18 protein-coding genes and 3 pseudogenes are annotated in these 20585 nt (G+C 68.5%); 12 read left to right on the top strand and 9 right to left on the bottom strand.

Features of this window, described 5'->3' with window-relative positions; translation table 11 throughout:
* Genes KVT44_RS10625 through KVT44_RS10615 form a run of 3 tightly spaced genes read right to left on the bottom strand, consistent with a single transcriptional unit; the run spans position 1 to position 3199 of the window.
* Complete coding sequence (locus KVT44_RS10625) at positions 1–858, bottom strand: carbohydrate ABC transporter permease (RefSeq protein ID WP_217566829.1); 858 nt, start codon at positions 856–858, stop codon at positions 1–3.
* Complete coding sequence (locus KVT44_RS10620) at positions 855–1853, bottom strand: carbohydrate ABC transporter permease (RefSeq protein ID WP_217566828.1); 999 nt, start codon at positions 1851–1853, stop codon at positions 855–857. The genes KVT44_RS10625 and KVT44_RS10620 overlap by 4 nt, the downstream gene beginning before the upstream one ends.
* A complete protein-coding gene (locus KVT44_RS10615; RefSeq protein ID WP_217566827.1) occupies positions 1850–3199 on the bottom strand; it encodes an extracellular solute-binding protein in 1350 nt (449 codons plus the stop codon). The genes KVT44_RS10620 and KVT44_RS10615 overlap by 4 nt, the downstream gene beginning before the upstream one ends.
* A gap of 344 nt (positions 3200–3543) precedes the next feature.
* On the opposite strand from KVT44_RS10615, the gene KVT44_RS10610 reads away from it, so the two are divergent.
* From KVT44_RS10610 to KVT44_RS10580, 7 genes and pseudogenes are all read left to right on the top strand, one after another.
* Positions 3544–4557, top strand: coding sequence for a hydroxyacid dehydrogenase (locus tag KVT44_RS10610; RefSeq protein ID WP_217566826.1), 1014 nt, complete (start codon positions 3544–3546; stop codon positions 4555–4557).
* Positions 4558–4751: 194 nt separating this feature from the next.
* Positions 4752–5840 carry a LacI family DNA-binding transcriptional regulator gene (locus KVT44_RS10605; protein WP_217566825.1) on the top strand — a complete coding sequence of 363 codons (1089 nt, stop codon included), beginning with the start codon at positions 4752–4754 and terminating at the stop codon, positions 5838–5840.
* Between the two features lie 307 nt (positions 5841–6147).
* Entirely contained in the window at positions 6148–7482 is a 1335-nt protein-coding gene (locus KVT44_RS10600; protein WP_217566824.1) for an ABC transporter substrate-binding protein, read from the top strand.
* A gap of 20 nt (positions 7483–7502) precedes the next feature.
* Positions 7503–8390 carry a carbohydrate ABC transporter permease gene (locus KVT44_RS10595; protein WP_217566823.1) on the top strand — a complete coding sequence of 296 codons (888 nt, stop codon included), beginning with the start codon at positions 7503–7505 and terminating at the stop codon, positions 8388–8390.
* Positions 8387–9292, top strand: a complete 906-nt coding sequence (locus KVT44_RS10590) for a carbohydrate ABC transporter permease (RefSeq protein ID WP_190173309.1) — start codon at positions 8387–8389, stop codon at positions 9290–9292. Before KVT44_RS10595 ends, KVT44_RS10590 begins: the two co-directional genes overlap by 4 nt.
* 30 nt (positions 9293–9322) lie before the next feature.
* A complete protein-coding gene (locus KVT44_RS10585) occupies positions 9323–10903 on the top strand; it encodes a family 43 glycosylhydrolase (protein ID WP_217566822.1) in 1581 nt (526 codons plus the stop codon).
* A 184-nt stretch (positions 10904–11087) separates the two neighbouring features.
* Positions 11088–12130: pseudogene (locus KVT44_RS10580) on the top strand (LacI family DNA-binding transcriptional regulator).
* On the opposite strand, the gene KVT44_RS57950 reads toward KVT44_RS10580, so the two are convergent.
* From KVT44_RS57950 to KVT44_RS10565, 5 genes are all read right to left on the bottom strand, one after another.
* Positions 12127–12795 carry a hypothetical protein gene (locus KVT44_RS57950; RefSeq protein WP_254649225.1) on the bottom strand — a complete coding sequence of 223 codons (669 nt, stop codon included), beginning with the start codon at positions 12793–12795 and terminating at the stop codon, positions 12127–12129. The pseudogene KVT44_RS10580 and the gene KVT44_RS57950 overlap by 4 nt on opposite strands.
* The gene (locus KVT44_RS57945) at positions 12776–13027 is read right to left on the bottom strand and encodes a transposase (protein WP_368857586.1); all 252 of its coding nucleotides are present in this window, start codon (positions 13025–13027) and stop codon (positions 12776–12778) included. The genes KVT44_RS57950 and KVT44_RS57945 overlap by 20 nt, the downstream gene beginning before the upstream one ends.
* Positions 12910–13578, bottom strand: coding sequence for a transposase (locus KVT44_RS61020; RefSeq protein ID WP_368857585.1), 669 nt, complete (start codon positions 13576–13578; stop codon positions 12910–12912). Before KVT44_RS61020 ends, KVT44_RS57945 begins: the two co-directional genes overlap by 118 nt.
* A 130-nt stretch (positions 13579–13708) precedes the next feature.
* Entirely contained in the window at positions 13709–13966 is a 258-nt protein-coding gene (locus KVT44_RS10570) for a hypothetical protein (protein WP_217566821.1), read from the bottom strand.
* Positions 13967–14151: 185 nt separating this feature from the next.
* Entirely contained in the window at positions 14152–15645 is a 1494-nt protein-coding gene (locus KVT44_RS10565; protein ID WP_217566820.1) for an NAD(P)/FAD-dependent oxidoreductase, read from the bottom strand.
* A 141-nt stretch (positions 15646–15786) separates the two neighbouring features.
* On the opposite strand from KVT44_RS10565, the gene KVT44_RS10560 reads away from it, so the two are divergent.
* The gene (locus KVT44_RS10560; RefSeq protein ID WP_217566819.1) at positions 15787–17010 is read left to right on the top strand and encodes a CdaR family transcriptional regulator; all 1224 of its coding nucleotides are present in this window, start codon (positions 15787–15789) and stop codon (positions 17008–17010) included.
* 247 nt (positions 17011–17257) lie between these two features.
* A complete protein-coding gene (locus KVT44_RS10555) occupies positions 17258–18199 on the top strand; it encodes an SGNH/GDSL hydrolase family protein (RefSeq protein WP_217566818.1) in 942 nt (313 codons plus the stop codon).
* Positions 18200–18247: 48 nt separating this feature from the next.
* Here KVT44_RS10555 and KVT44_RS10550 read toward each other — a convergent pair whose 3' ends face one another.
* A complete protein-coding gene (locus tag KVT44_RS10550; protein ID WP_217566817.1) occupies positions 18248–18901 on the bottom strand; it encodes an NAD(P)H-binding protein in 654 nt (217 codons plus the stop codon).
* A 96-nt stretch (positions 18902–18997) separates the two neighbouring features.
* Between KVT44_RS10550 and KVT44_RS10545 the strand changes: the two are divergent.
* The 3 genes and pseudogenes from KVT44_RS10545 to KVT44_RS10535 form a co-directional block, all read left to right on the top strand.
* A pseudogene (locus KVT44_RS10545) lies at positions 18998–19216 on the top strand (transposase family protein); the annotation flags it as partial.
* A gap of 283 nt (positions 19217–19499) precedes the next feature.
* On the top strand, positions 19500–20126 hold the full coding sequence (locus KVT44_RS10540; RefSeq protein ID WP_217566816.1) for a hypothetical protein: 627 nt from the start codon (positions 19500–19502) through the stop codon (positions 20124–20126).
* Between the two features lie 38 nt (positions 20127–20164).
* Positions 20165–20464, top strand: a pseudogene (locus KVT44_RS10535) (transposase); the annotation flags it as partial.
* Positions 20465–20585: the final 121 nt, after the last annotated feature.

The following is a 20585-nucleotide window of genomic DNA, read 5'->3' as shown; positions in this document are numbered from 1 at the left end:
TCACTTGAGACCGGAGGTCGCCACCCCGGCGACGAAACCGCGCTGGGCGACGAGGAAGATCAGCAGGATGGGGACGACGTACATCACGGAGGCGGCGGCCTGGAGGTTGGTGACGGGCACCCCGGCCCCGTTGACATAGGTGGTCATGAGGGCGACCGCGAGGGTGGTGCGGTCGCTGGACAGGAGCAGTTGCGGGGCGATGTAGTCACCCCAGGTCCAGGTGAAGGCGATCACGAAGCTCGCGGCGAGGACCGGCCAGGACTGAGGCAGGAAGATCCGCCAGAAGATCCCGGCGTAGCCGCAGCCGTCGACGATCGCGGCCTCCTCCAGCTCGCGGGGCAGCCCTGCGAAGAACTGCCGGAAGAGGAAGACGAGATACGGCGCGGACGCCAGTCCCCACAGCACCCACGGCCAGTACGTGTCGACCATGCCGAGCCTCGCGAAGACCAGGTAGGTCGGCAGCAGGGTGATCATCTGCGGCAGCATCATCGAGCCGAGCAGGATACCGAACAGCGTTTTCTTGCCCGGTGCGGTCAGTCGGGCGAATCCGAAGCCGACCCAGGCGGAGCTGAGGGTGACGAGGGTGGCGTAAATGGTGGCGATGATCAGGGAGTTGCGGGCGTAGCCGAGGAAGTCGATGAGGTGGTAGGCGTCGGCGAAGTTGTGCCACTGGATGTGTGTGGGCAGCCAGTGCACGGGTGAGGCGGCCAGTTCGGCCGGGGTCTTCAGGCCGCTGATGACCAGCCAGCCGAAAGGACCGAGGAACAGCCCGGTGAGAGCCACGAGGACGGTGTAGAGGACGAGGCGGTTGACCCGTATGCGGGGTGCGGACTTGGGGGGCAGACTGGTGGCGGTCACTTCTGCGCCTCCGGGTCGACGTTGTAGAACACCACGCCGGACGTGAACTTGAAGATGAGCCCGGTGGCGATGAGGATCAGGACGAAGAGCACCCACAGCAGCGCGGAGGCGTAGCCGTAGCGGCCGAACGCGAAGTACTCCACGAGCACGTGCATCATGTACTGGTAGTTGGACTGCGGGATCGCGGTGGCGCCGCCCAAGGTGGCGTCGGGCGACAGCAGCAGCGGCAGGATGGTCTGCACCGAGGCGATCACGCCGGTCACGGTCTGGAAGAGCAGAACCGGGGACAGCAGTGGCACGGTGATGCTGCGGAAGCTGCGCCAGGCGCTCGCGCCGTCGATGCGGGCGGCCTCGCGGAGCTCGCGGGGGATGTCCTGGAGCCCGGCCAACGAGATGATCATGATGTTTCCGGCGCCCCAGAGCACCGCCATCAGCAGCACGTAACGTGCGTAGGGGTCGGCGAGCCAGCCGAGGGCGTTGATGCCGAAGATGTTCAGGACCCCGTTGGCGGCACCGGAGTTCTGGTCGAAGAGCTGCTTGAAGGCGAGGGCCGCGCCCACCGGCGGCACCACGGCCGGCAGATAGAGCAGCGTGCGGAACAGGCCGCGTGCCCTGATGGGCCGGTTGACCAGGACCGCGAGCCCCAGTCCGGCGATGATCGACAGCGGCACCGAGGTCACCGCGAACAGGCCCGTGCGGCGCAGGGCGTCCCAGGTCTGCGAGTCCGAGAACAGCTCGCGATAGTTGCCGAGGCCGACGTACCGCCAGTTCGGCGAGATGCCGTCGAACGTGGTGAAGCTCAGCCACAGCGCGTATGCCATCGGGAAGATGGTCAGCAGCAGGAAACCGATGATCCAGGGCGAGGCGAACATGTAGAACGCCCGGTGCCTGCGCGAGGTCATCGAGGACCGCGGACGGTCCGCGGTCCGTATGCGGTCGGCGGTCGCGGCCGAGTCGGGCCGCGTCGCGACCGAGGACATCTGGTCGGCCGTCATCCCACCTGCTCCTTACCACGCTTGAGCTGCTCGTTCATGGCCGAGTTCAGCCGCCGCGCCAGGGTGTCGATGGACATCCCGCCGTTCATCGCTGCTGGCGCGATCTGGTTGAAGAGGGCGTAGAGGGAGTCCGCCGTGGCGTAGGGGGTGAAGGCGATCACCGAGAAGTGCTTCAGCTCGGCCTCCTGTACCTTCAGCTCCCGCTTCTGGTAGTCCTCCTGGGCCGGCATCAGCGAGCGCAGCGACTTCAGCGTGGGGATGCCCCAGCCGCTGGAGGCGCGGGCCTTGGCCGGTGCCTCGCCGAAGAACCACTCGAAGACCCGCCAGGCTGCGTCCTTGTTCCGTCCCTTCCTCGGCATCCACAGGCCGGTGCCTGCCTGGCAGGGGCTGACCCGTCTGCCGCCCGGGAAGACCGGAGCGGGGGCCAGACGGGAGAGCGGCGCCAGCTTCTTGTCGGCGTTGATCAGGCCGCCGAGCCAGTAACCGTTGCCCGACATGGCCATCCGGTTCGCCTGGTAGGTGGGGCCGTCCCAGGCGTTGGGGTCGGGCTGGACGATGCTGGGCCCGACCTTGGTCCTGCCGTAGTCGATGTACCAGCCGAGCGCCTTGCGGGCCTCGGGAGTGGTGAAGTCGACCCGGGTGTAGTCGTCGCTGAACAGACTTCCTCCGGCGGACACGGTCAGGCTCACCAGGAGGTTGGGGGTGAGCACGCCGTTGTAGCTTCCGCCGAAGACGGCCGTCTGGCCGTTCTTGCGCCGCGTGAGCCGCTTGGCGCTGTCCAGCCACTCCTCGAACGTGACCGGCTCGAGCTCCGGCGGGTAGTCGACCCCCACCTTGTCGAAGAGCGCGGTGTTGTACCAGTACATGGAGTCCTGGGAGAAGTCCTTCGCCATGCCGTAGCGCGGGCCCTTGCCCTGGGTGTGGCCGTCGTAGCGCCACAGGTCGTTGACCGGGTCCAGGTCGTCGAGCTTGAGGACGCTGCTCCTGGCGAAGTACGGATCCAGCTCCTCCATCACGTCGCGCGCCGCGAAGTACGGCGCGTCCGTGGCGCCGACACCGCGCACCAGATCCGGCGGCTCACCGTTGGTCATCATCGCGACCAGCTTGCTGATGCTGTAGTCGACCCTGACGATCTTGATGCCGATGTCCTTCTGGGCCTGCTTGATCAATTCCGGGGAGAGGTCATCGGCCTTGGCCATCAACGTGACGGTCTCGCCGGAGCCGCTGACCCCGGTGGAGACCTGCATCGCACAGCCGCCCAATGACGCCGCACCGGCCGCGGCGCCGGCTGCCGAGAGGGCGAGAAGGCGGCGGCGGCTCACGGGAGAACCGGCCTGGGAGTGCATGAACTACCCACTCTCTTCGCTGAGATGGATGACGGGACACGAGCACGCGGCGAGCGAGGTGGTGCGGCGTGCGTGCTTCGGGAACCGGTTGCTACAGGCGGTGGAGGGAGCTTCCGTCGGGGAGGACGGCACGTCAAGAGGCCTGACCAACTTTCGAAAACTGTGGGCCGACCCGGCGGAAGGGGGTTGGAGTGCCTACGTTCCTGGTCAACTAGACAACCGGTTGCTTTTCCCATTGACCGCCGCTTCTCGAGAGATCTACGGTAGAAGACGCTTTCTGAAACAGTTACTGCACTGCCCATCCACTGCTTCTCCCCCATGTCATTCAGCGCGTCAGGAGAGCCATGCCCAACCCTCACCCCCCAAGGGCCGTGTTCGCGATGGACCCGGTGCACCTCCCCCTGCTCTTCCCGCCGCCCCTCATGGCCCGGCTGAAGCAGGCGTCCGACCTCGACCCGGCCCTCGTCGTAAGGGACTTCACCGACCCGTCGGCAGCGAAGGCCCTCGCCGAGGCCGAGGTACTGATCACCGGCTGGGGCTGCCCCCACCTGGACGAGACACTCCTGACCGCCGCCCCCCGCCTGCGCACGGTCCTGCACGCCGCGGGCTCGGTCCGCTCCTTGGTCGGCGAGCCCGTGTGGGAACGCGGGATCACGGTTTCCAGCGCCGTCACCGGCAACGCGGTCCCGGTCGCCGAGTACACCCTCGCGATGATCCTGCTCGCCGGAAAGGACACCTTCGCCCACCGCGAGCGCTTCCGCTCCACCCACGCCTATCCGACCAGCGCCGAGACCGCGCACACCGGCAACGTGGGCCGCCGCATCGGCGTCATCGGCGCCTCCCGCGTAGGCCGCCGCCTCCTGGAACTACTGCGCCCCTTCGACTTCACGGTGCTGCTGCACGACCCGTACGTCAGCCCCGCCGAGGCGGCCGCCCTGGGCGCCGAACTCCTCCCGCTGGACGACCTGTTGAGACACAGCGACGTCGTGTCCCTGCACGCCCCGGACATCCCCGAGACCTACCGCATGCTCGACGCGCCCCGGCTGGCCCTCATCCGCGACGGCGGCGTCCTGATCAACACCTCCCGGGGCGCCCTGGTCGACCCGGACGCCCTCACCGACGAACTGGTATCGGGCCGCCTGCACGCGATCCTCGACGTGACCGAACCGGAGCCCCTCCCCCCGGGCTCGCCCTTCTACCGACTCCCCAACGTGTTCCTCACACCACACATCGCCGGCTCACTGGGCAACGAGCTGGAGCGCCTCGGCCGCATCGTCGCCGAGGAACTGGAGCACCTGGCGTCCGGAGACCCCCTGACGCACGAGGTGCGGCACGCAGACATGGCCCACGTGGCATGACTGCAACGGCAAGAGCCCACCAACCTCCACCATGCCTACGACACCGCCCCCGAAGGCGACAGAGCCAAACATTCAGCACCCCGGCTACAAGGCCTTCGCCACCTCCCACACCCCCGCCCTCCACACCCCGGCACCCGGCACCGGAGGAAACAACTTGGGATACGGTTCCTGCAACCACCCACTAAGGAGCCCCGGTGAGTCACCGCAAGCCCTCCAGTGACACAACCCGGGCCACCATCCGCGACGTAGCGGAACAGGCCGGCGTCTCCGTGGCCAGCGTCTCCCGCGTCCTCTCCGGCAACTACCCGGTCTCCGACGACCTGCGCCGCCGGGTGATGAAGGTCGTCGGGGACCTGGACTACGTCACCAACGCCCACGCCCGCTCCCTCGCCGGTGGCGGCACACCGACCGTCGCCATCCTCATCAACAACATCACCGGCGCCGCGTTCGCCCACGTGGCGAAGGGGGTCGAGGGCGCCGCGACGCTCCGCGGCTGGCTGTCCCTGGTCGGCACCACCGGCGACGACCCGGAGCGCGAACTCGCCCTGGTCAACCTCATGCGCCAGCAGGGCGTAGCGGCGGTCGTCCTGCTGGGCGGTGCCTACGACTACGACGAGTACCAGCTCCGGATGGCCCGTTTCGCCCGTTCCCTGGACGCGGCCGGCTCCCGTCTGGTCCTGGTCGGCAGGCCGCCTCTCGAGGGCGACGTCCCCGCCACCACGGTCGACTACGACAACGAGGGCGGCGCCTACGCGATGGCCAGCCACCTCCTGTCGGCCGGCCATCGCAGGGTCCTGATCCTCCCCGGTCCCGCCGAACTCACCACGGCTCAGGGCAGGTTGAGAGGTGCCCGACGCGCCTTCGAGGCGTACGGCGTCCCCTTCGAACAGGGCCTGGTGCGGCACGGACCGTACGACGACGAGCACGGTTACGGCGCCGTCGAGGCCGCGCTGCACGAGATACTGGACTTCACGGCCGTCCTTGCGGGAACGGACGTGGTGGCCGCCGGCGCGATGCAGGCCCTGCGCGCTGCCGGCCTACGCGTCCCCGAGGACGTCTCGATCGTCGGCTACGACGACATCCCGCTCGCCTCCCAGCTCACGCCCCAACTGACCACCGTGCACGTGCCGTACGAGGAGATGGGCCGCGTCGCCCTGCGCGCGGTGGCGGACCGGCGTGAGGGCGACGCCGCCCGCCGTAGGAGCGCCGACGGCGACCACCTAGTGCTGGGCACCCATGTCGTCGTACGCAACTCCGTGCAGCCACCGCCCACGAGGCGCTGACTACGCGCACCGACTGCGCCGCACCCGCCGCAGCATCCCGACCGCGCCACAAGGAAGGCGATCGTTTCGTAACCGTTTTCCAGCGGCTACCAGCACATTTCCCAACGTGACGCAATTAGTTGCGGCATACCTCTTGCTACCGCCACACCCCTCGGCCTACCGTCTCGGCAACCGGTTTCTACAGCTTCCGCTTGGCCGGTTCCCCGCAACCGCGAGCCGATGGTTGTCCGGCCGCCGTTCTGGCCAATGCCCCGAGCCTCCGTCCTCTCCTTCTGAGAACGCCCAATCCCCTAAGGATCACGGTCAGATGAACTTCATCAGCTCCCGGAGAAGGTTCGCCCACGTCGCCGTCGCCTCTGTCGCGCTGACGGGTCTGCTCTCCGCCTGCGGCGGATCGAACTCGGGGGACGACGCCAAGTCGTCCGGCCCGGTCACCCTCCCCTTCTGGGGCTGGGCCAACGGCCAGGACGCCGTCGTCAAGGCGTTCAACGCCGCGCACAAGGACGTCAAGCTGAAGTACACCAAGGTCACCGACCAGTTGACCATGCAGAAGCAGCTGACCAACGCGGTGAAGGCGGGCAACGCGCCCTGCCTGGTGCAGAACACCGCCGAGTACGTGACCAGCTGGGTCGCGCAGGGCGCGCTCGCCGACATCTCGCAGTACGTCTCCGCATCCAAGGACAAGTTCAACGCCGGTTCCTGGGCGAGCGCGCAGGTTCAGGGCAAGAGCTACGGCGTCCCCACCAGCTCAGCCCCCAACTTCACCGTCTACCGCACCGACATCTTCCAGAAGTACGGCATCAAGCCCCCCACCACCTGGGACGACTTCATCGCCGCCGGCAAGGTCCTGAAGAAGCACGGCATCAAGATAACCAACTTCGCCGGTGAGGACCCGAGCACCCTGGAGGTGCTGGCCATGCAGGCCGGCGCCCATTGGTACTCGATCGACGGCAACTCCTGGAAGGTGGACTTCCAGGACGCGGGCACCCTGAAGGCCGCCAAGGTGATCCAGGAGATCATCGACAACGACCTGAACTCCAAGCTCTCCTTCGCCGACTACGCGGCCGTGCAGCGCAACTACGACAACGGCGGCACGGCGACCCGGCAGATCTCCACCTGGCAGATGGCCGGCATGGTGCAGAACTTCACCAAGTCCTTCGGGAAGTGGGCGCTCTCCCCCTGGCCGACGTACACCCGCGAGGCCGCCAAGACCCCGGCCGGCACCAACCTCACCAGCAGCGTGACGCTGGTGACGAAGCAGTGCAAGGAAACGAAGCAGGCCGCCGAAGCCGCGCTGTGGATGTCCACCAACACCGGCGCGGTCAAGACGATGGCGAGCCCCACGACCGGTAACGGCGTGATGCCCGCACTCGCGGACAGCAACTCCTACGTCGGCGACGCGATCTCCGACAAGCTGCTCGGCAAGAACTACCAGCCCGCTCAGAAGGTCGTGATCGACAGCCTGAACACGGTGACCACCGACTGGACCTTCGGCCCGGACTGGACCGCCATGTTCACGGAGATGCAGGCCGGTTGGGCCAAGGTCGTCAACAAGCAGGAGAAGGTCACCGACCTGCTCGCGCACATGCAGCAGTGGACGGTCAAGGACCTGAAGTCCCGCGGCATCAGCGCCAAGGGCTAGAGGACTGAGGGCGAGAACCGATGACCCGCTCCCTGCGTTGGAAGGGCGCCGCCTTCACGGTGCCCTTCCAGCTCGGCTTCGTCTTCCTGTACCTGCTTCCGATCGGGTACGCGATCTACCAGTCGCTGTACCGCTCGCAGTCGTCCGGCCTCGGTCTCGGCGGCACCACGGACAAGTTCTCCGGGCTGGACAACTACCAACAGGGCCTGACCGACTCGGCGTTCATGGGCTCGGTTTTCCGAGTCGTGCTGTTCGCCTGCGTCCAGATCCCGGTGATGCTGCTGATCAGCCTCGTACTGGCCCTGTTCCTGGACGCGTTGACCTCCAAGACCGCGGGCCGCTTCCGCATCCTCCTCCTGGTGCCGTACATGATCCCCGGGGTGGTCGCCGCCCTCGTGTGGATCAACCTCTACAGCCCGGACGTCGGCCCGCTGACCCCGCTCGGCAGGGTCTTCGGCTTCGACTGGAACTTCTTCGCCCCATCCATGGTCTGGCCGTCCATCGGCAACCTGCTCACCTGGCACGGGGTCGGCTACAACATGGTGATCATCTACTCGGCGCTCCAGGGCGTCCCGCGTGAGCTGTTCGAGGCCGCCCGCCTCGACGGCGCTTCCGAAAGCCGCATCGCCCTGAGCATCAAAATCCCCTTCGTGCGGGGCGCGTTGGTGCTCACCGGCATGCTGTCGATCATCCAGATGCTGCAGATCTTCAACGAGGCCGCCCTGTTCCGGAACATCACGCCACAGACGGTCAGCGACAGCTTCACCCCGATCATGATCATCTACAACCAGGCCTTCAACGCCGGCAACTACCACTACGCTGCCGCCCTTTCGGTCCTGCTCGCCCTGATCCTCGGCATCGCCTCCTTCCTCTTCTACCGGCTGACCTCGAAGGAGGCCGACGCATGACGCTCACCGAAGAGCGCGCCAAGCCGCACACCGTGCGCCGCCTGACCCGCCCCGATCCCACCTCCCGCACCCGCGGCGGCCAGCGCTTCCTCCTCGTCGGCCTGGCCCTGGCCAGCATGTACAGCCTCTTCCCGGTGTGGTGGCTGACGGTCTCCGCCACCAAGGACCGTGTCGGCCTCTACCAGAGCAACGGCCTGTGGTTCTCCGGCTGGCACCTCTGGGACAACCTGCACCAGCTGTTCAGCTACGAGCACGGCATCTTCCTGCGCTGGACCGCCAACTCGCTCCTGTACGCCGGAGTCGGCTCCCTCGGCGGCACGCTGCTCGCCCTGGCGACCGGCTACGGCCTCGCCCGCTTCCAGTTCCCGGGCCGCAACCTGGTGTTCGCGTGCGTGGTCGGCTCGTTCCTGATCCCGATCGCGCTGCTCACCCTCCCCCTGTACCTGCTGTTCTCGCAGATCGGCCTGGTGGACACGCCCTGGGCGATGCTGATCCCCTGCCTGATCAACCCGTTCAGCGTGTACCTCGCGAAGGTCTACACCGAGTCCACCATCCCGTACGAGCTCCTCGAAGCGGCCCGTATCGACGGCGCCGGCGAGCTGCGCATCTTCTTCAGCATCGTGCTGCGGATGATGACGACGGGTGGCGCGACCGTCTTCCTGCTGGCCTTCGTCAACACCTGGAACGCCTTCTTCCTGCCCCTCACCGTCCTGCGCGGCGAGGAGAACTGGACCCTCAACATCGGCCTGTACAACTGGTCCGGCAAACGCCTCGAGTCCGGCGTCGACCTGACCAGCCTCGTCCTGACCGGCGCCCTGCTCTCCATCGTCCCGATGGCGATCATGATGGTCGCGATGCGCCGCTACTGGCGCACCGGCGTCACCCTGGGAGCCCTCAAGTGACCAACCTTCAGGACATGATGGAGCTTTGAAGTGACGATGCTGCACAACCCCGTCATCCGCGGCTTCGCACCGGACCCCTCCCTGGTCCGGGTCGGCGACTGGTACTACGTGGCGACGAGTTCCTTCGAGTGGTTCCCGACCATCCCGATCCACCGCTCCCGCGACCTCGCCCACTGGGAGTACGCCGGCCATGTGCGCGGCGCCGCCCCCGGTGACTCCCTGGCCGGGGTGCCCGACTCGGGCGGCATCTGGGCGCCCTCGCTGAGCTGGGACGGCGAGCGGTTCTGGGTGGTGTACGCGGTCGTGCGGTCGGTCGGGACGCCGTACTTCGACACGGACACGTACGTCAGTACGGCCACCGAGGTGGGCGGCAAGTGGTCGGCGCCGCGACGGGTCGCGAGCCACGGCTTCGACCCCGCGCTCTTCCCTCACGAGGGCCGGCTCTGGCTGCTCAACCTGCAGAACGACCACCGACCGGGTGGACGCCGGTTCGCCGGGATCATCCTGACCGAGTTGGACCGGGAGACGCTGAGCCCAGTCGGCGGTACCCACTTGCTGCTCCAGCATGAACGGCTCGTCGAGGGGCCGAAGTTGCTGTGGCGGGACGGCTGGTTCCTCCTGGTGCTGGCGGAGGGCGGCACGGGGTTCGAGCACGGCGTACGAGTGGCGCGCAGCCGCGCGCTGACCGGAGCGTACGAGCTCGACGACCGGCCGCTGCTGACGTCACGGGACGACCCTTCGCTGCCGTTGCAGAAGGCGGGCCACGGAGAGCTGGTCCAAACTCCGGGTGGGGACTGGGTGTTGAGCCATCTGGCGTCCCGTCCGCTGCACACGCCCGACGGCCCGCGCTGCACACTCGGCCGTGAGACGGCGATCCAGACGGTGACATGGGACGCGGAGGGCTGGCCCAGGTTGATGCACGGGGGTCATCATCCTGCGGTCGAGGTCGACGCACCGACCCGGCCTCACACGCAAGTGGCCACGCTCGACGAGGAGTTGGGGTGGCCGTGGAGCACGCTGCGCGCCGCCCCCGATCCCTCGTGGGCTGACGTCACCACCCGCCCCGGCTGGATCCGGCTGCGCGGCCGGCACGGGCCCGAGTCGCGGTGGGCGCACAGCCTGCTGGCCCAGCGGATCACCGAGCGCCGCGCGGAGGCCGAGGTCACCGTCGAGGCACTGCCGGGGACCTTCACACAGACTGCCGGCCTGGTCCTCCGGTACAACGCCGAGGCCTATCTGAGCCTGGACCTGACCTGGGCGGAGCCGGACGGTGAAGGGCAGCACGGCCAGCAGTGGCGGGGCGCCGGCCGTACGGTGCTCAGACTGACGGAGCGCGACGAGGCGAGCACCCGGTCGGTGACCGTCGTGGACGTGGACGCAGAGGCGCCGGTCACGCTGGGGGTGACGGTCGTCGGGGTCACGGCACGGTTCTGGCACGTGCGGGACGGGGTCCGTACGGCCGTCGGGGAGCCGTTGGACTTCGGCAAGCTCTCCGACGACCACGGCTCCAAGCTCCGTTTCACCGGGTCGATGGCCGGCATCCATGCCGTGGATCTGGTGGACGCGGCGTTCACGGCCGACTTCACCGGCTTTCGGCTCACTTGCTGGTAGTCGTCCCGGCCCACCGACGTACCGTCGGCGTGTTCGAAGTTTCGAAAGTTCGGGAACGCGAAGACCTGCGAAGTCCGGCCCCTTCCCGGCATCCTCCGGCGAACCTAGGGTAGGAAGCGCTTACTGTTTGTTCGTCGGTCGGAACTTTTCATGGCCCTCGGGCGGGTCTGAGAGGTGGTTCTTTATGGTCCGCACGGGGAGTGCGGGCGTGGCCGCCGGTCCGACGCTGGCCGTGGTCGCCCGCGAGGCCGGGGTGTCCGTGCCGACCGCCTCCAAGGTTGCCAACGGCCGGGAGGACGTGGCACCCGAGACGCGCCGTCGTGTCACCGAGGCACTGGACCGGCTCGGCTATGTGCGCAGGCCCCGTTTCGACGTGGCGAAGGTGCCCGGGCTGGTCGACCTGGTCGTGCACTCGCTCGACAGTTCGTGTCGGGGGCGGTGCTGCACGGGGTGGAGGCGGCGGCGCACGACGCGGGGCTCGAGGTCGTGGTCTCGGCCGGGCTGACCCGGACGCGGGGCGCGCGCCCGGAGCGCGGCTGGCTGGACAAGCTCATCGCGAGCGGCTCTTCCGGGGTGCTGTTCAACCTGGGCGAGCTCACCCCGTCCCAGTGCGCCTGGCTGGACCAGCACCCCATCCCGTACGTCCTGATCGACCCGGTCCTCGAGCCGCCGCCGGGCGTCGTGTGCGTCGGCGCGGCGAACTGGCAGGGCGGCGTGACCCCGACCGAGCATCTGCTCGCGCTCGGCCACGAACGCATAGCCGTGATCGCCGGCCATCAGCGCAAGCTGTGCAGCAGCGCGTGGGTCGCCGGCTACCGTTCCGCGCTCGCCTCGGCGGGCATCCGGCACCGCCCCGAGTACGTCCGCCGCGCCGGCTTCGACGAGACGATCGCCCGCCGCCGCACGCTGGACCTCCTCGACCTGCGTGAGCCCCCGACGGCGGTCTTCGTCTGCTCGGACCGGATGGCGCTGGGCGTGTACGAGGCACTGGCCGAGCGCGGTCTGAGGGTGCCACACGACATCAGCGTCGTCGGTTTCGACGACCTCCCAGAGTCCCGCTGGACCACCCCCGCCCTGACCACCGTCCGCCAACCGCTGTCGGAGATGGCGGCGACGGCCCTGCACCTGCTGGTCCGCATGATGGAGGGGGACCGCCCGGAGGGCACGCGCACGGAGCTGTCGACGCTGCTGGTGGAACGGGCGAGCACGGCGAGGCCGCACGCCTAGCGACTAGCGGTGGTTTGTTGGACCGGGATGTAGAGGTTCAGGGGTCTGCCGGTGCCGACGGTGTTGATCAGTTCTTGGAGTGCTGGGGGCGGGGGCTTCGTCGTCCAGGCCCGCCAGTAGCGTTGCAGCATGGCCCAGGGCGTCAGCCAGCCACGGACGGCCCGGATGGCTTGGGGCCAGCAGGCCGGTCGGGGCTGCTGGGACCCAGGTTCTCCCCCTCTCTGCCGGTCCTGACGGTGCGCCAGGCCCGGGTGGTGGGCCGACCGGAGCGGACGGTCCGGCGTGAACCAGGTGTTCCAACAGAAGCTGAACGCGCAGTTCACGAGGGTCTGGTGGCGGCGGATGGCGGTATCGGAGCGGACCTGGAAGTCGGCCCAGCCGAGTTCGTCCTTGACGTGCTTGTAGCTCTGCTCGACCCAGTGCCGCAGCCCGTAGAGCCGTACCACCTCGGTGAGATCGGCGGCCGGGTGCCGGCTGCGCTGCTCGCGGGGTGATCCGGGCCGGGGCAAGTTGGTGGCCAGGTACCAGGTGGACGTCTCGGGCAGGGTGGCCGGGTCGGTAGTGGCCACCACGAGCCGGATCACGCCGTCCGGTCCCCACCAGCCAAGCTGGGCATCGGCGGCCCACCAGGTCGCGGTGCGTCCGTCACGGAAGTTGCGGGTCACCAGCTGCCAGTCGCCGCTCTGTTCGGGGCCGTGCCAGGCCAGTTCGCGGGCGGCATCGACGGGTCAGGAAGGCGTCTTTGTACTGCCAGGTGCCATGGCCGCGTTTGAGGGCCATCACGAACGGCAGGCGGGCGTCGGACAGTTCAGCGCGGAAGGTGTTGTGGTCGCCGTAGGCGCAGTCCGCGACGACCGCCCGGAACACCACGCCCGCTGTCTTCGCCGCGCGGGCCAGAGCGGCCCCGATCTGCAGCTTGGCGCAAAAGGCCGGGTCATTCTTCCCGCCGGGGAAGTGGTGGGCGGGGGTGTAGGGCACGGCATGCAGTGGGTAGTAGAGGTGTCGTCGGCCCAGCAGGTGGTCACCGTGACCACACCACGGTCGATCTTCCCGACCGAGCCGAGATACCGCTTGCCCACATGCGCCGTCGCGCTGCAGTCCTTGCGGTCCCCGGAATCGTCGATGACCAGCACCCCGCCGTCATGCGGCGCAGTGGCCGGGTCGGCCAGTAACAACTCCAGGCGGCAGGCATTGACCTGCTCGCCGTCCCAGGTTGACTCGGACAGAAAGAACTGCAGGCGCTGCACCGCCGCATGCTGGGCACCCACCACGGGCTCCGTGCCGGCCAGGCAGGTCAGCGTCTTGTTGCGGTCCCGCGGCAGCAACAGCCCGGCCAGGTACTCGCGAAACCCCCGCCGCTGCGCCAACGTGGAAAGGAGATCATCGAAGCGGGCGGCATAGGCTTCCAGCGGGCCCGGTGCGGGCGGACACGGCAGTCGTTTCGTCATCTCGGGCTCCCCAGGCCGTAGTTGACGCCTTTACTTCACGGCCTACTCCCACACGAACCCGCCATCAACAAACCACCGTCAGACCGGTGGGGCAGAACGGGCGTGCGGGATCGACCACCGCCACGTTCTGTCATGCGGCGATGACGACATGGCAGGCGCCGAGGAGGGCCCCGGCCTTGGGCCGCCCGCCGCTGGGGGCGACCATGACGTCACGGTCGCCGTGGATTATGGGGTCGGTGTCGTGACATCTCGGAGTTCCGCGGTCCGGTCGCCGGACTTCCGGAAGGTGTCGGTCTGTCGCGCCGTGCCCTGCCGGGCCGATGGCCTTGTCCTTGGCACGGGCGATCATGCCGCCCTTGGACATGGCGACCAGTTGCGCTCTCGCCACACCGAGGTGGTCGAGCAGGCCGGTGGTGTCCTGGGCTAGGTCGCCGCGAACCTCGTGGACCGACCGGCGTCACGGTTGTCGGAGCGGATGCCGAAGAAGCCCCGGCCGACGCGGCCGTCGGTCGTCGCCGTGCGTCCGGTGGCATGGGGTGATGTCGCCTCCGACGGGAGCGAAGCGGTCGTCGCTCATGCCGACGTCTCGGCTTTCGCTTGGCGGGCAGCGGAGGCGAAGCGCAGGTTGTCGTCCTCGACGGGGCCGCCGCGCAGCAGTTTGACGTCGGAGTGGTAGTTCATCGACATGAGCCAGGGATAGGCGTGTCCTTGACGCGGCATCATGTGGAGGGACCGCTTGACGTATCCGGCGCCGAAGTCGAGCAGCGGACGGGTCGGCATGGCCGGGTCGGGGAGCTCGGGGCAGCAGATGTCCGTGCCGGTGGCGTCCATGTGTCCGAGCAGCCGGGTGAAGTGCTCGCACAGCAGGCCCACCTTGAGCGTCCACGAGGAGTTCGTGTAGCCGATCGCGAAGGCGAAGTTCGGTACGCCGTTCAGCATCATGCCCTTGAAGGCCACCTTGTCGGCGAAGTCGACGGGTTCGCCGTCCACCGAGAGCGCCATCCCGCCGAACAGCTGCACGTTCAACCCGGTGGCGGTGACGATGATGTCGGCGTCGAGCTCACGACCGGACTCGAGCCGGATGCCGGACTCGGTGAACGTCGCGATCCGGTCGGTGACGACCGAGGCCGTTCCCTTCTTGAGCGCCTTGAACAGGTCCGCGTCGGGGACCACGCACAGCCGCTGGTCCCAGGGGTCGTAGGACGGGTTGAAGTGCTCGTCCACGGGATAACCGACCGGCAGTTGCCTGATGTTCACGGCGCGGATGAGACGTCGCACGACCCGTGGGTGGCGTTGCGAGGTCCGCCAGATGAAGCGCTGCATGGCGATGTTCTTGCGCCGGGTGAGCCGGTAGGCGAGGCCGGCGGGCAACACCTTGCGCAGCGCGTTCGCGATCACGTCCTCCGACGCGACCGGAAGGATGTAGGTGGGCGAACGCTGGAGCATGGTGACATGGCCGGCCGTGTCCGCCAGCGCCGGGATCAGCGTGACGGCCGTCGCACCGCTGCCGATCACCACGACCTTCTTGCCCGCGCAGTCCAGGTCCTCCGGCCAGTGCTGCGGGTGCACGATCTGTCCGGCGAACCGCTCCCGGCCCTCGAACCGGGGGGTGAACCCTTCGTCGTAGCGGTAGTAACCACCCGCGCAGAACAGCCAGTTCGCGGTCATCGACACCGTCTCACCGGTGTCGGCGCGCTCGATCTCCACCGTCCAGCGGGCCTCGGCGGTGGACCAGGCCGCGGCGCGCACCCGGTGGTGGTAGCGGATGCGCTGTTCGATGCCGCTCTCCCCCGCGGTCTCCCGCAGGTAGTCGAGGATCAGATCGGCGGTGGCGATCGACTTGTCGTTGCGCCACGGTTTGAAGGCGTAGCCGAAGGTGTGCAGGTCGGAGTCCGACCGGATGCCCGGATAGCGGAACAGCGCCCACGTGCCGCCGGAGACACCACGGGCCTCCAGGATCGCGTAACTGCTACCCGGCCGCTCGGTCTGCAGGTAGTGGGCAGCGCCGATGCCGGAGATGCCGGCGCCGATGATCAGCACGTCGATGTGCTCGCTCTGACGGGTCATGTGCGGGGACTCCGTTGCTGAGGCGTTCGCTGGGTGGTGCCTCGATGATGACCTCACATACCGGCCAGTACGATGTGGCAGTTCGCACCTTCATCGGAAAAGACCAGTGCATTCTGCACCACCGCGGGCTAACGTGCGGAGATGACCTGGCAGCACCCTTCCGAACGTACATGCGATTTGCTTCGGCAGGGTGCGGAGATCGCACTCAACAGTCTGCAGGAGTGGCTCGACGAGATCGACGAGGCGACCTTGGCGGCGGCGACCATGCGAGCCATCGCGCAGGACCCCGCCCTGCGCGCCGCCACACGGCGGATCAACCGCGCCCACCTGACGTTCTGGGCGTCGGAGACCGTGCGCGACCCCGGCGCGCCGGTACCCGCGTACACCGGCCCGGACAGTCTCAGCCACGCACGCGACCTGGTACGCCGCGGGCTCGACGAATCGGCCCTCGACTCCTACCGCGTCGGACAGAACGCGGCCTGGCGGCGCTGGATGCAGACCGCCTTCACCCTGACCTCCGACCCCGACGAACTGCGCGAGCTGCTCGACGTGTCGGCGCGCTCCGTCTCGGGCTTCCTCGACACCACGATTGTCGACATCGCCGCCCGCATGGCCACCGAGCGCGAAGAGCTGACCCACGGCACGCACGCCGAACGTCGCGAGATCGTCACCCTGCTCGTCGAGGGCGCGCCCATCAGCCGGCAACGGGCGGAAGCACGCCTGGGCTACGCCCTCGACCGGACACACACCGCCGCCGTCGTGTGGAGCGAGGAACCGGCCCCCGAACCGGGCCACCTCGAGCGTGCGACCGAGGCTCTGGCACAGACGGCCGGAGTGCAGCAACCGCTCACCGTGATCGTCGGCGCGGCCACTCTGTGGGTGTGGCTGCCCGGACCCGCCGCACCCGACACCGGCCTGCTGAGCCGGCTCCTCGACCCGCTGCCGGGCGTCCGGATCGCCGTGGGCCCGCCCGCCGGGGGCAGGGAAGGCTTCCGGCGCAGCCACCTCGCCGCGCTGACCACCCAGCGCATGCTCGCCAGGCTCCGTTCACCGCGTCGTGTCGCCGGTTTCGACGACGTCCAGCTCAGCAGCCTGATCAGTCAGGACGTCGAACAGGCCGACGACTTCGTCAAGACCACCCTCGGCGACCTCGCCACGGCGAGCCCGGAACTGAGGCACGCCGTCCTCACGTACATCCAGGCCCAGTGCAACACGACCCGCGCCGCCGGCCGGCTCTACACCCACCGCAACACCCTGCTCCGGCAGCTCGACCGAGCCGACCACCTGCTCCCGAAGCCACTCGAGGACAACACCGTCAAGGTCGCCGTCGCCCTCGATCTGCTCCAGTGGCGTGGCAGCGACTGAGGACCACGGTGGGCGCCGGCGTGCGTCTGCATCGGCACTACGCGCACTCCACGGCGTACTGCGTTCTCAGTAGCCGGGATTGTCGGCAGCCGGAGGACGACGCGACAGGGTCCCGTCCGAGAGCCTGATGACGTCCCCGAGAGCGGGACGACAAGACCTCTCCCAGGGCTGTTTCCCTTTGGACACCGGGCTGTTGGGCCCTCCGGCGTGCGCGCCCTCACCGTCACCGAGGCAGCAGGACATGTTGATGAAGAATCACCTACGGACCGTGCTGATCGGGGTCTTCCTGGCCTGCGCCACCCTGGTCGCCGCGGTCGGCATCACCCGGCACCACTCGGGCACCGACCCGGTCGGCGTCGCGACGCCACGGGGACCGTACGTGGCGCTCGGCGACTCCTACACCGCCGGGCCGCGGATCCCCAATCGGACCGGAGCCCCCGCCGGGTGCGATCGCTCCGACCACGACTACCCGGCGCTGGTCGCCGAGCGGCTGGGGCTGCGGGCGGCCGACTTCCGCGACGTGAGCTGCAGCGGGGCCACCGTCGCCGACCTGACGACACCGCAGTCCACCGACGACGGCACCAACCCGGCCCAGTTGTCGGCACTGTCCGCCGGGACGCGGCTGGTCACCCTGGGCATCGGCGGCAACGACATCGGCTTCGCCTCGCTGGTCACCACGTGCGTCAAGGCGGGCGTGTTCTACGACATGACCGGCCGCGGCAAGTACATCGGGGACGACGCGCCGTGCCGGGGGAAGTACGTCTCCGGCGACACCGACGACGTACAGCGGAAGGTCGACACGGCGGGTGAGCGGCTGTCCGAAGCACTGGCCGAGGTGAAGCGCCGTGCCCCGAAGGCCCGTGTGTACGTCGTGGGATACCCGGCGATCCTGCCGGCCCATGGCACCGGCTGCGCCGACGACCTGACCCTCGCACCCGGTGACGCGACCTACCTCCACGACAAGGAACAGCAGCTCAACGCCGTGCTGCGCAAGCGGGCGCAGGACGCCGGAGCCGGATACGTCGACACGTACAAGCCGTCCGTCGGCCGTGACGCCTGCTCGGGCAGGGACACCCGCTGGATCGAGCCGCTACTGCCCAGCCTTCCCGCCGCCCCGATGCATCCCAACGAGCGCGGCGCACGCGGCATGGCCGACGCGGTGCTGCGCGCGGTCGGCGCTCCACGGTGAGCGACACCCCCGGCACACCGCCTGCGGGGGGACTGTCGGGGGCGGGGCTCACGAGCTCACGAGCCGAGCGACCGCCTCGGTCACGGAGGTCTCGCCGCCGGTGAGTTCGACGATGACGCGGCTCAGGGCCGGCTCGTGCAGGGCCGCGTCGATGAACGCCGCGACGTCGTCGCGGCGCACGTCGCCGTACTCGACGGCCGGGCCCGCGGTGACACGGCCGGTGCCGGGCTCGTCGAGGAGGGTGCCGGGACGGACGATCAGCCAGTCGAGGCCGGTGCGGCTGAGGTACACGTCGACGGTCTTCTTGACCTTCACGTAGTGCTCGAAGCCCTCGTCGGGCTCGTCGGCGCGCAGGGCTTCCGGGAAGACGGAGACGAGCACGAACCGCGAGACCCCGGCACGGGCGGCCCCGGCTGCGGCCTTCTCCAGGCCCTTGCCGTCGATGGCGGTGGTCTTGTCCCTGCCGGTGCCGTGGGCTCCGGCGGAGAACACCACCGCGTCGTGCCCGCCGATCTTCGCCGCGAGCCCGTCCACCGAGTCGTCGACGAGGTCCCCGGTGAGGGGTGTCGCGCCACTCGCGCGCACGGTCTCGGCCTGGGCGGGGTCGCGGTGCATGCCGGTCACCGCGTGACCGCGGGCGACGAGCAGACGGGCGAGCCGATGGCTGACGCCTCCGGCGGCGCCGATCTGGAGCACTTTCATGATGATGCGCCTCTCTTCGTCGTTTCTTCGTCGAGTCTTCGTCGAGTCTTCGTCGCTTCTAAACCGGCATGGCCAGGCGGAACCGCGGGATCGGTGATGCGAGGACGGTCATGGCGCATGTCCTGCCTTCCTGAACCCGCGCGCTTCCGCAAGCTGATCATGGTGCTGCGCCGCGAAGGGGCCGAAGTATTACGGTTGGGGCGTCCGCGGCCGATACCGCTGGAGGACCGGTAGTCACTCGTCGCCGCTTACTGGCGTACCAACCTGACGCTGCGGCAGCTCGCCCCGATGTTCGGCCTCTCGAAATCCGCAGCATCAACTCAGCGATGGCCCCCTCGTCCCAGCCCCGTAACTGCGAAACAGGTAAAGGAAAGAACGGGCACGCTTCCTAGCATCGCCGGGGGTAGCTGCCGTACTGACTTCATGACCGCGACCCGGCCCGTGTCGTCCCCGTCGGCCGGTTGAGCGCGGTGGCGTCGGCGCCACGCTTCCAGGCCGATGACGTGAACACTTGACGCTGCTCTGCGAGATCGCCGTGTCTGTGGCGCGTCATAGGGTGCGCCCGGCAATCAATGGCTGATGAGTGAGGGGCGAAGGCATGCACGACGGGATTCGGTGGCTGGTCGATTTGGAGCACTGGATGTCCAGCGTGGTGTTCGCACGCGGGATGTCCGCGCAGGAACTGGCGGTGCGTATGGGAGGCGACCGGGACGGAGCGACCGAGCCGATCACCGACGCCGAAGCGTGGGACCTCGGCGAGTGGTACCGCCCGGGCGAGGATGGCGATGGTGTTGTACGGGTCGGAGAGCACGGAGACTGGTCGTTCGCTCTGGAGTACGGGGACTCGACCGGCGGGGACCGGCTGGCAGAGATCTCCCGCAACGGTGCCGAAGCCATCCACTACGTGCCGATGCAAGAGCATCCGCCGGCCACTGTCTTTTACGCTCGGGACGGCGTGGAACTGTGTGGCTTCGGGCTGGGCGAGGAAGTGTGGCGCTGGGGCCGGGAGCCTGACCTGCTGCTTCCAGACCTCGTTGCCGGGAACGTGCTGCAGCCCGACGGGACCACCCTCATCGCTCACGAACGCGAGCACTTCACGGATACCTACCGGCGCACCCTCGGCGTGATTGAGCAGCGGTTCGGCCTCTCGCTCTCCCCGGCCTGCCTGAGGGAAGCCCGCCTGCCGGCGTATGCAGTTCGCGGGACCCCCGACATGCACATCTGAGCAGACGCAGAGGAGCGACGCTTTCCCGTCGCCCGCGCGACAAGCTCATCGAGTCACGGTTTCGTGAGCACCGGCACGCCGAAGTGATCCTCAGCGTGCCAGGCATCGGACCCGTAATGGGCGCCGAATTCCTCGCCGCCACCGGCGGTGACATGGCCAACTTCGGCACGCCCGATCGACTCCGGCCTGGCGCCAGCGCCTCGAGACTCAGGACGAGTCAGCGGCAACCTACAACCTCCTACGACCGGAAGCGATCTGAAGGTAAACGGCACATCCAGGCAGTCCCCGCCCTCGCCCGCCGCCGAGTCAACGTGCTGTGGGCCCTCCTGCGTGACTGACGTTGCTACGCCACCAAACCACCGCTGCCCAGGGCCCCCGCCCAGGCACCACACGGAAACCACCGCGCACGGTCCGGAGCACCCGCTCTAGGGTGTGACACCTGGTCTGAGTACGGGAAGC

Source organism: Streptomyces sp. GbtcB7, assembly GCF_019091445.1.
Lineage (GTDB): Bacteria > Actinomycetota > Actinomycetes > Streptomycetales > Streptomycetaceae > Streptomyces > Streptomyces mirabilis.
Note: the sequence above shows the minus strand (reverse complement) of the source record. Positions and strands in the feature narration are given on the sequence as shown.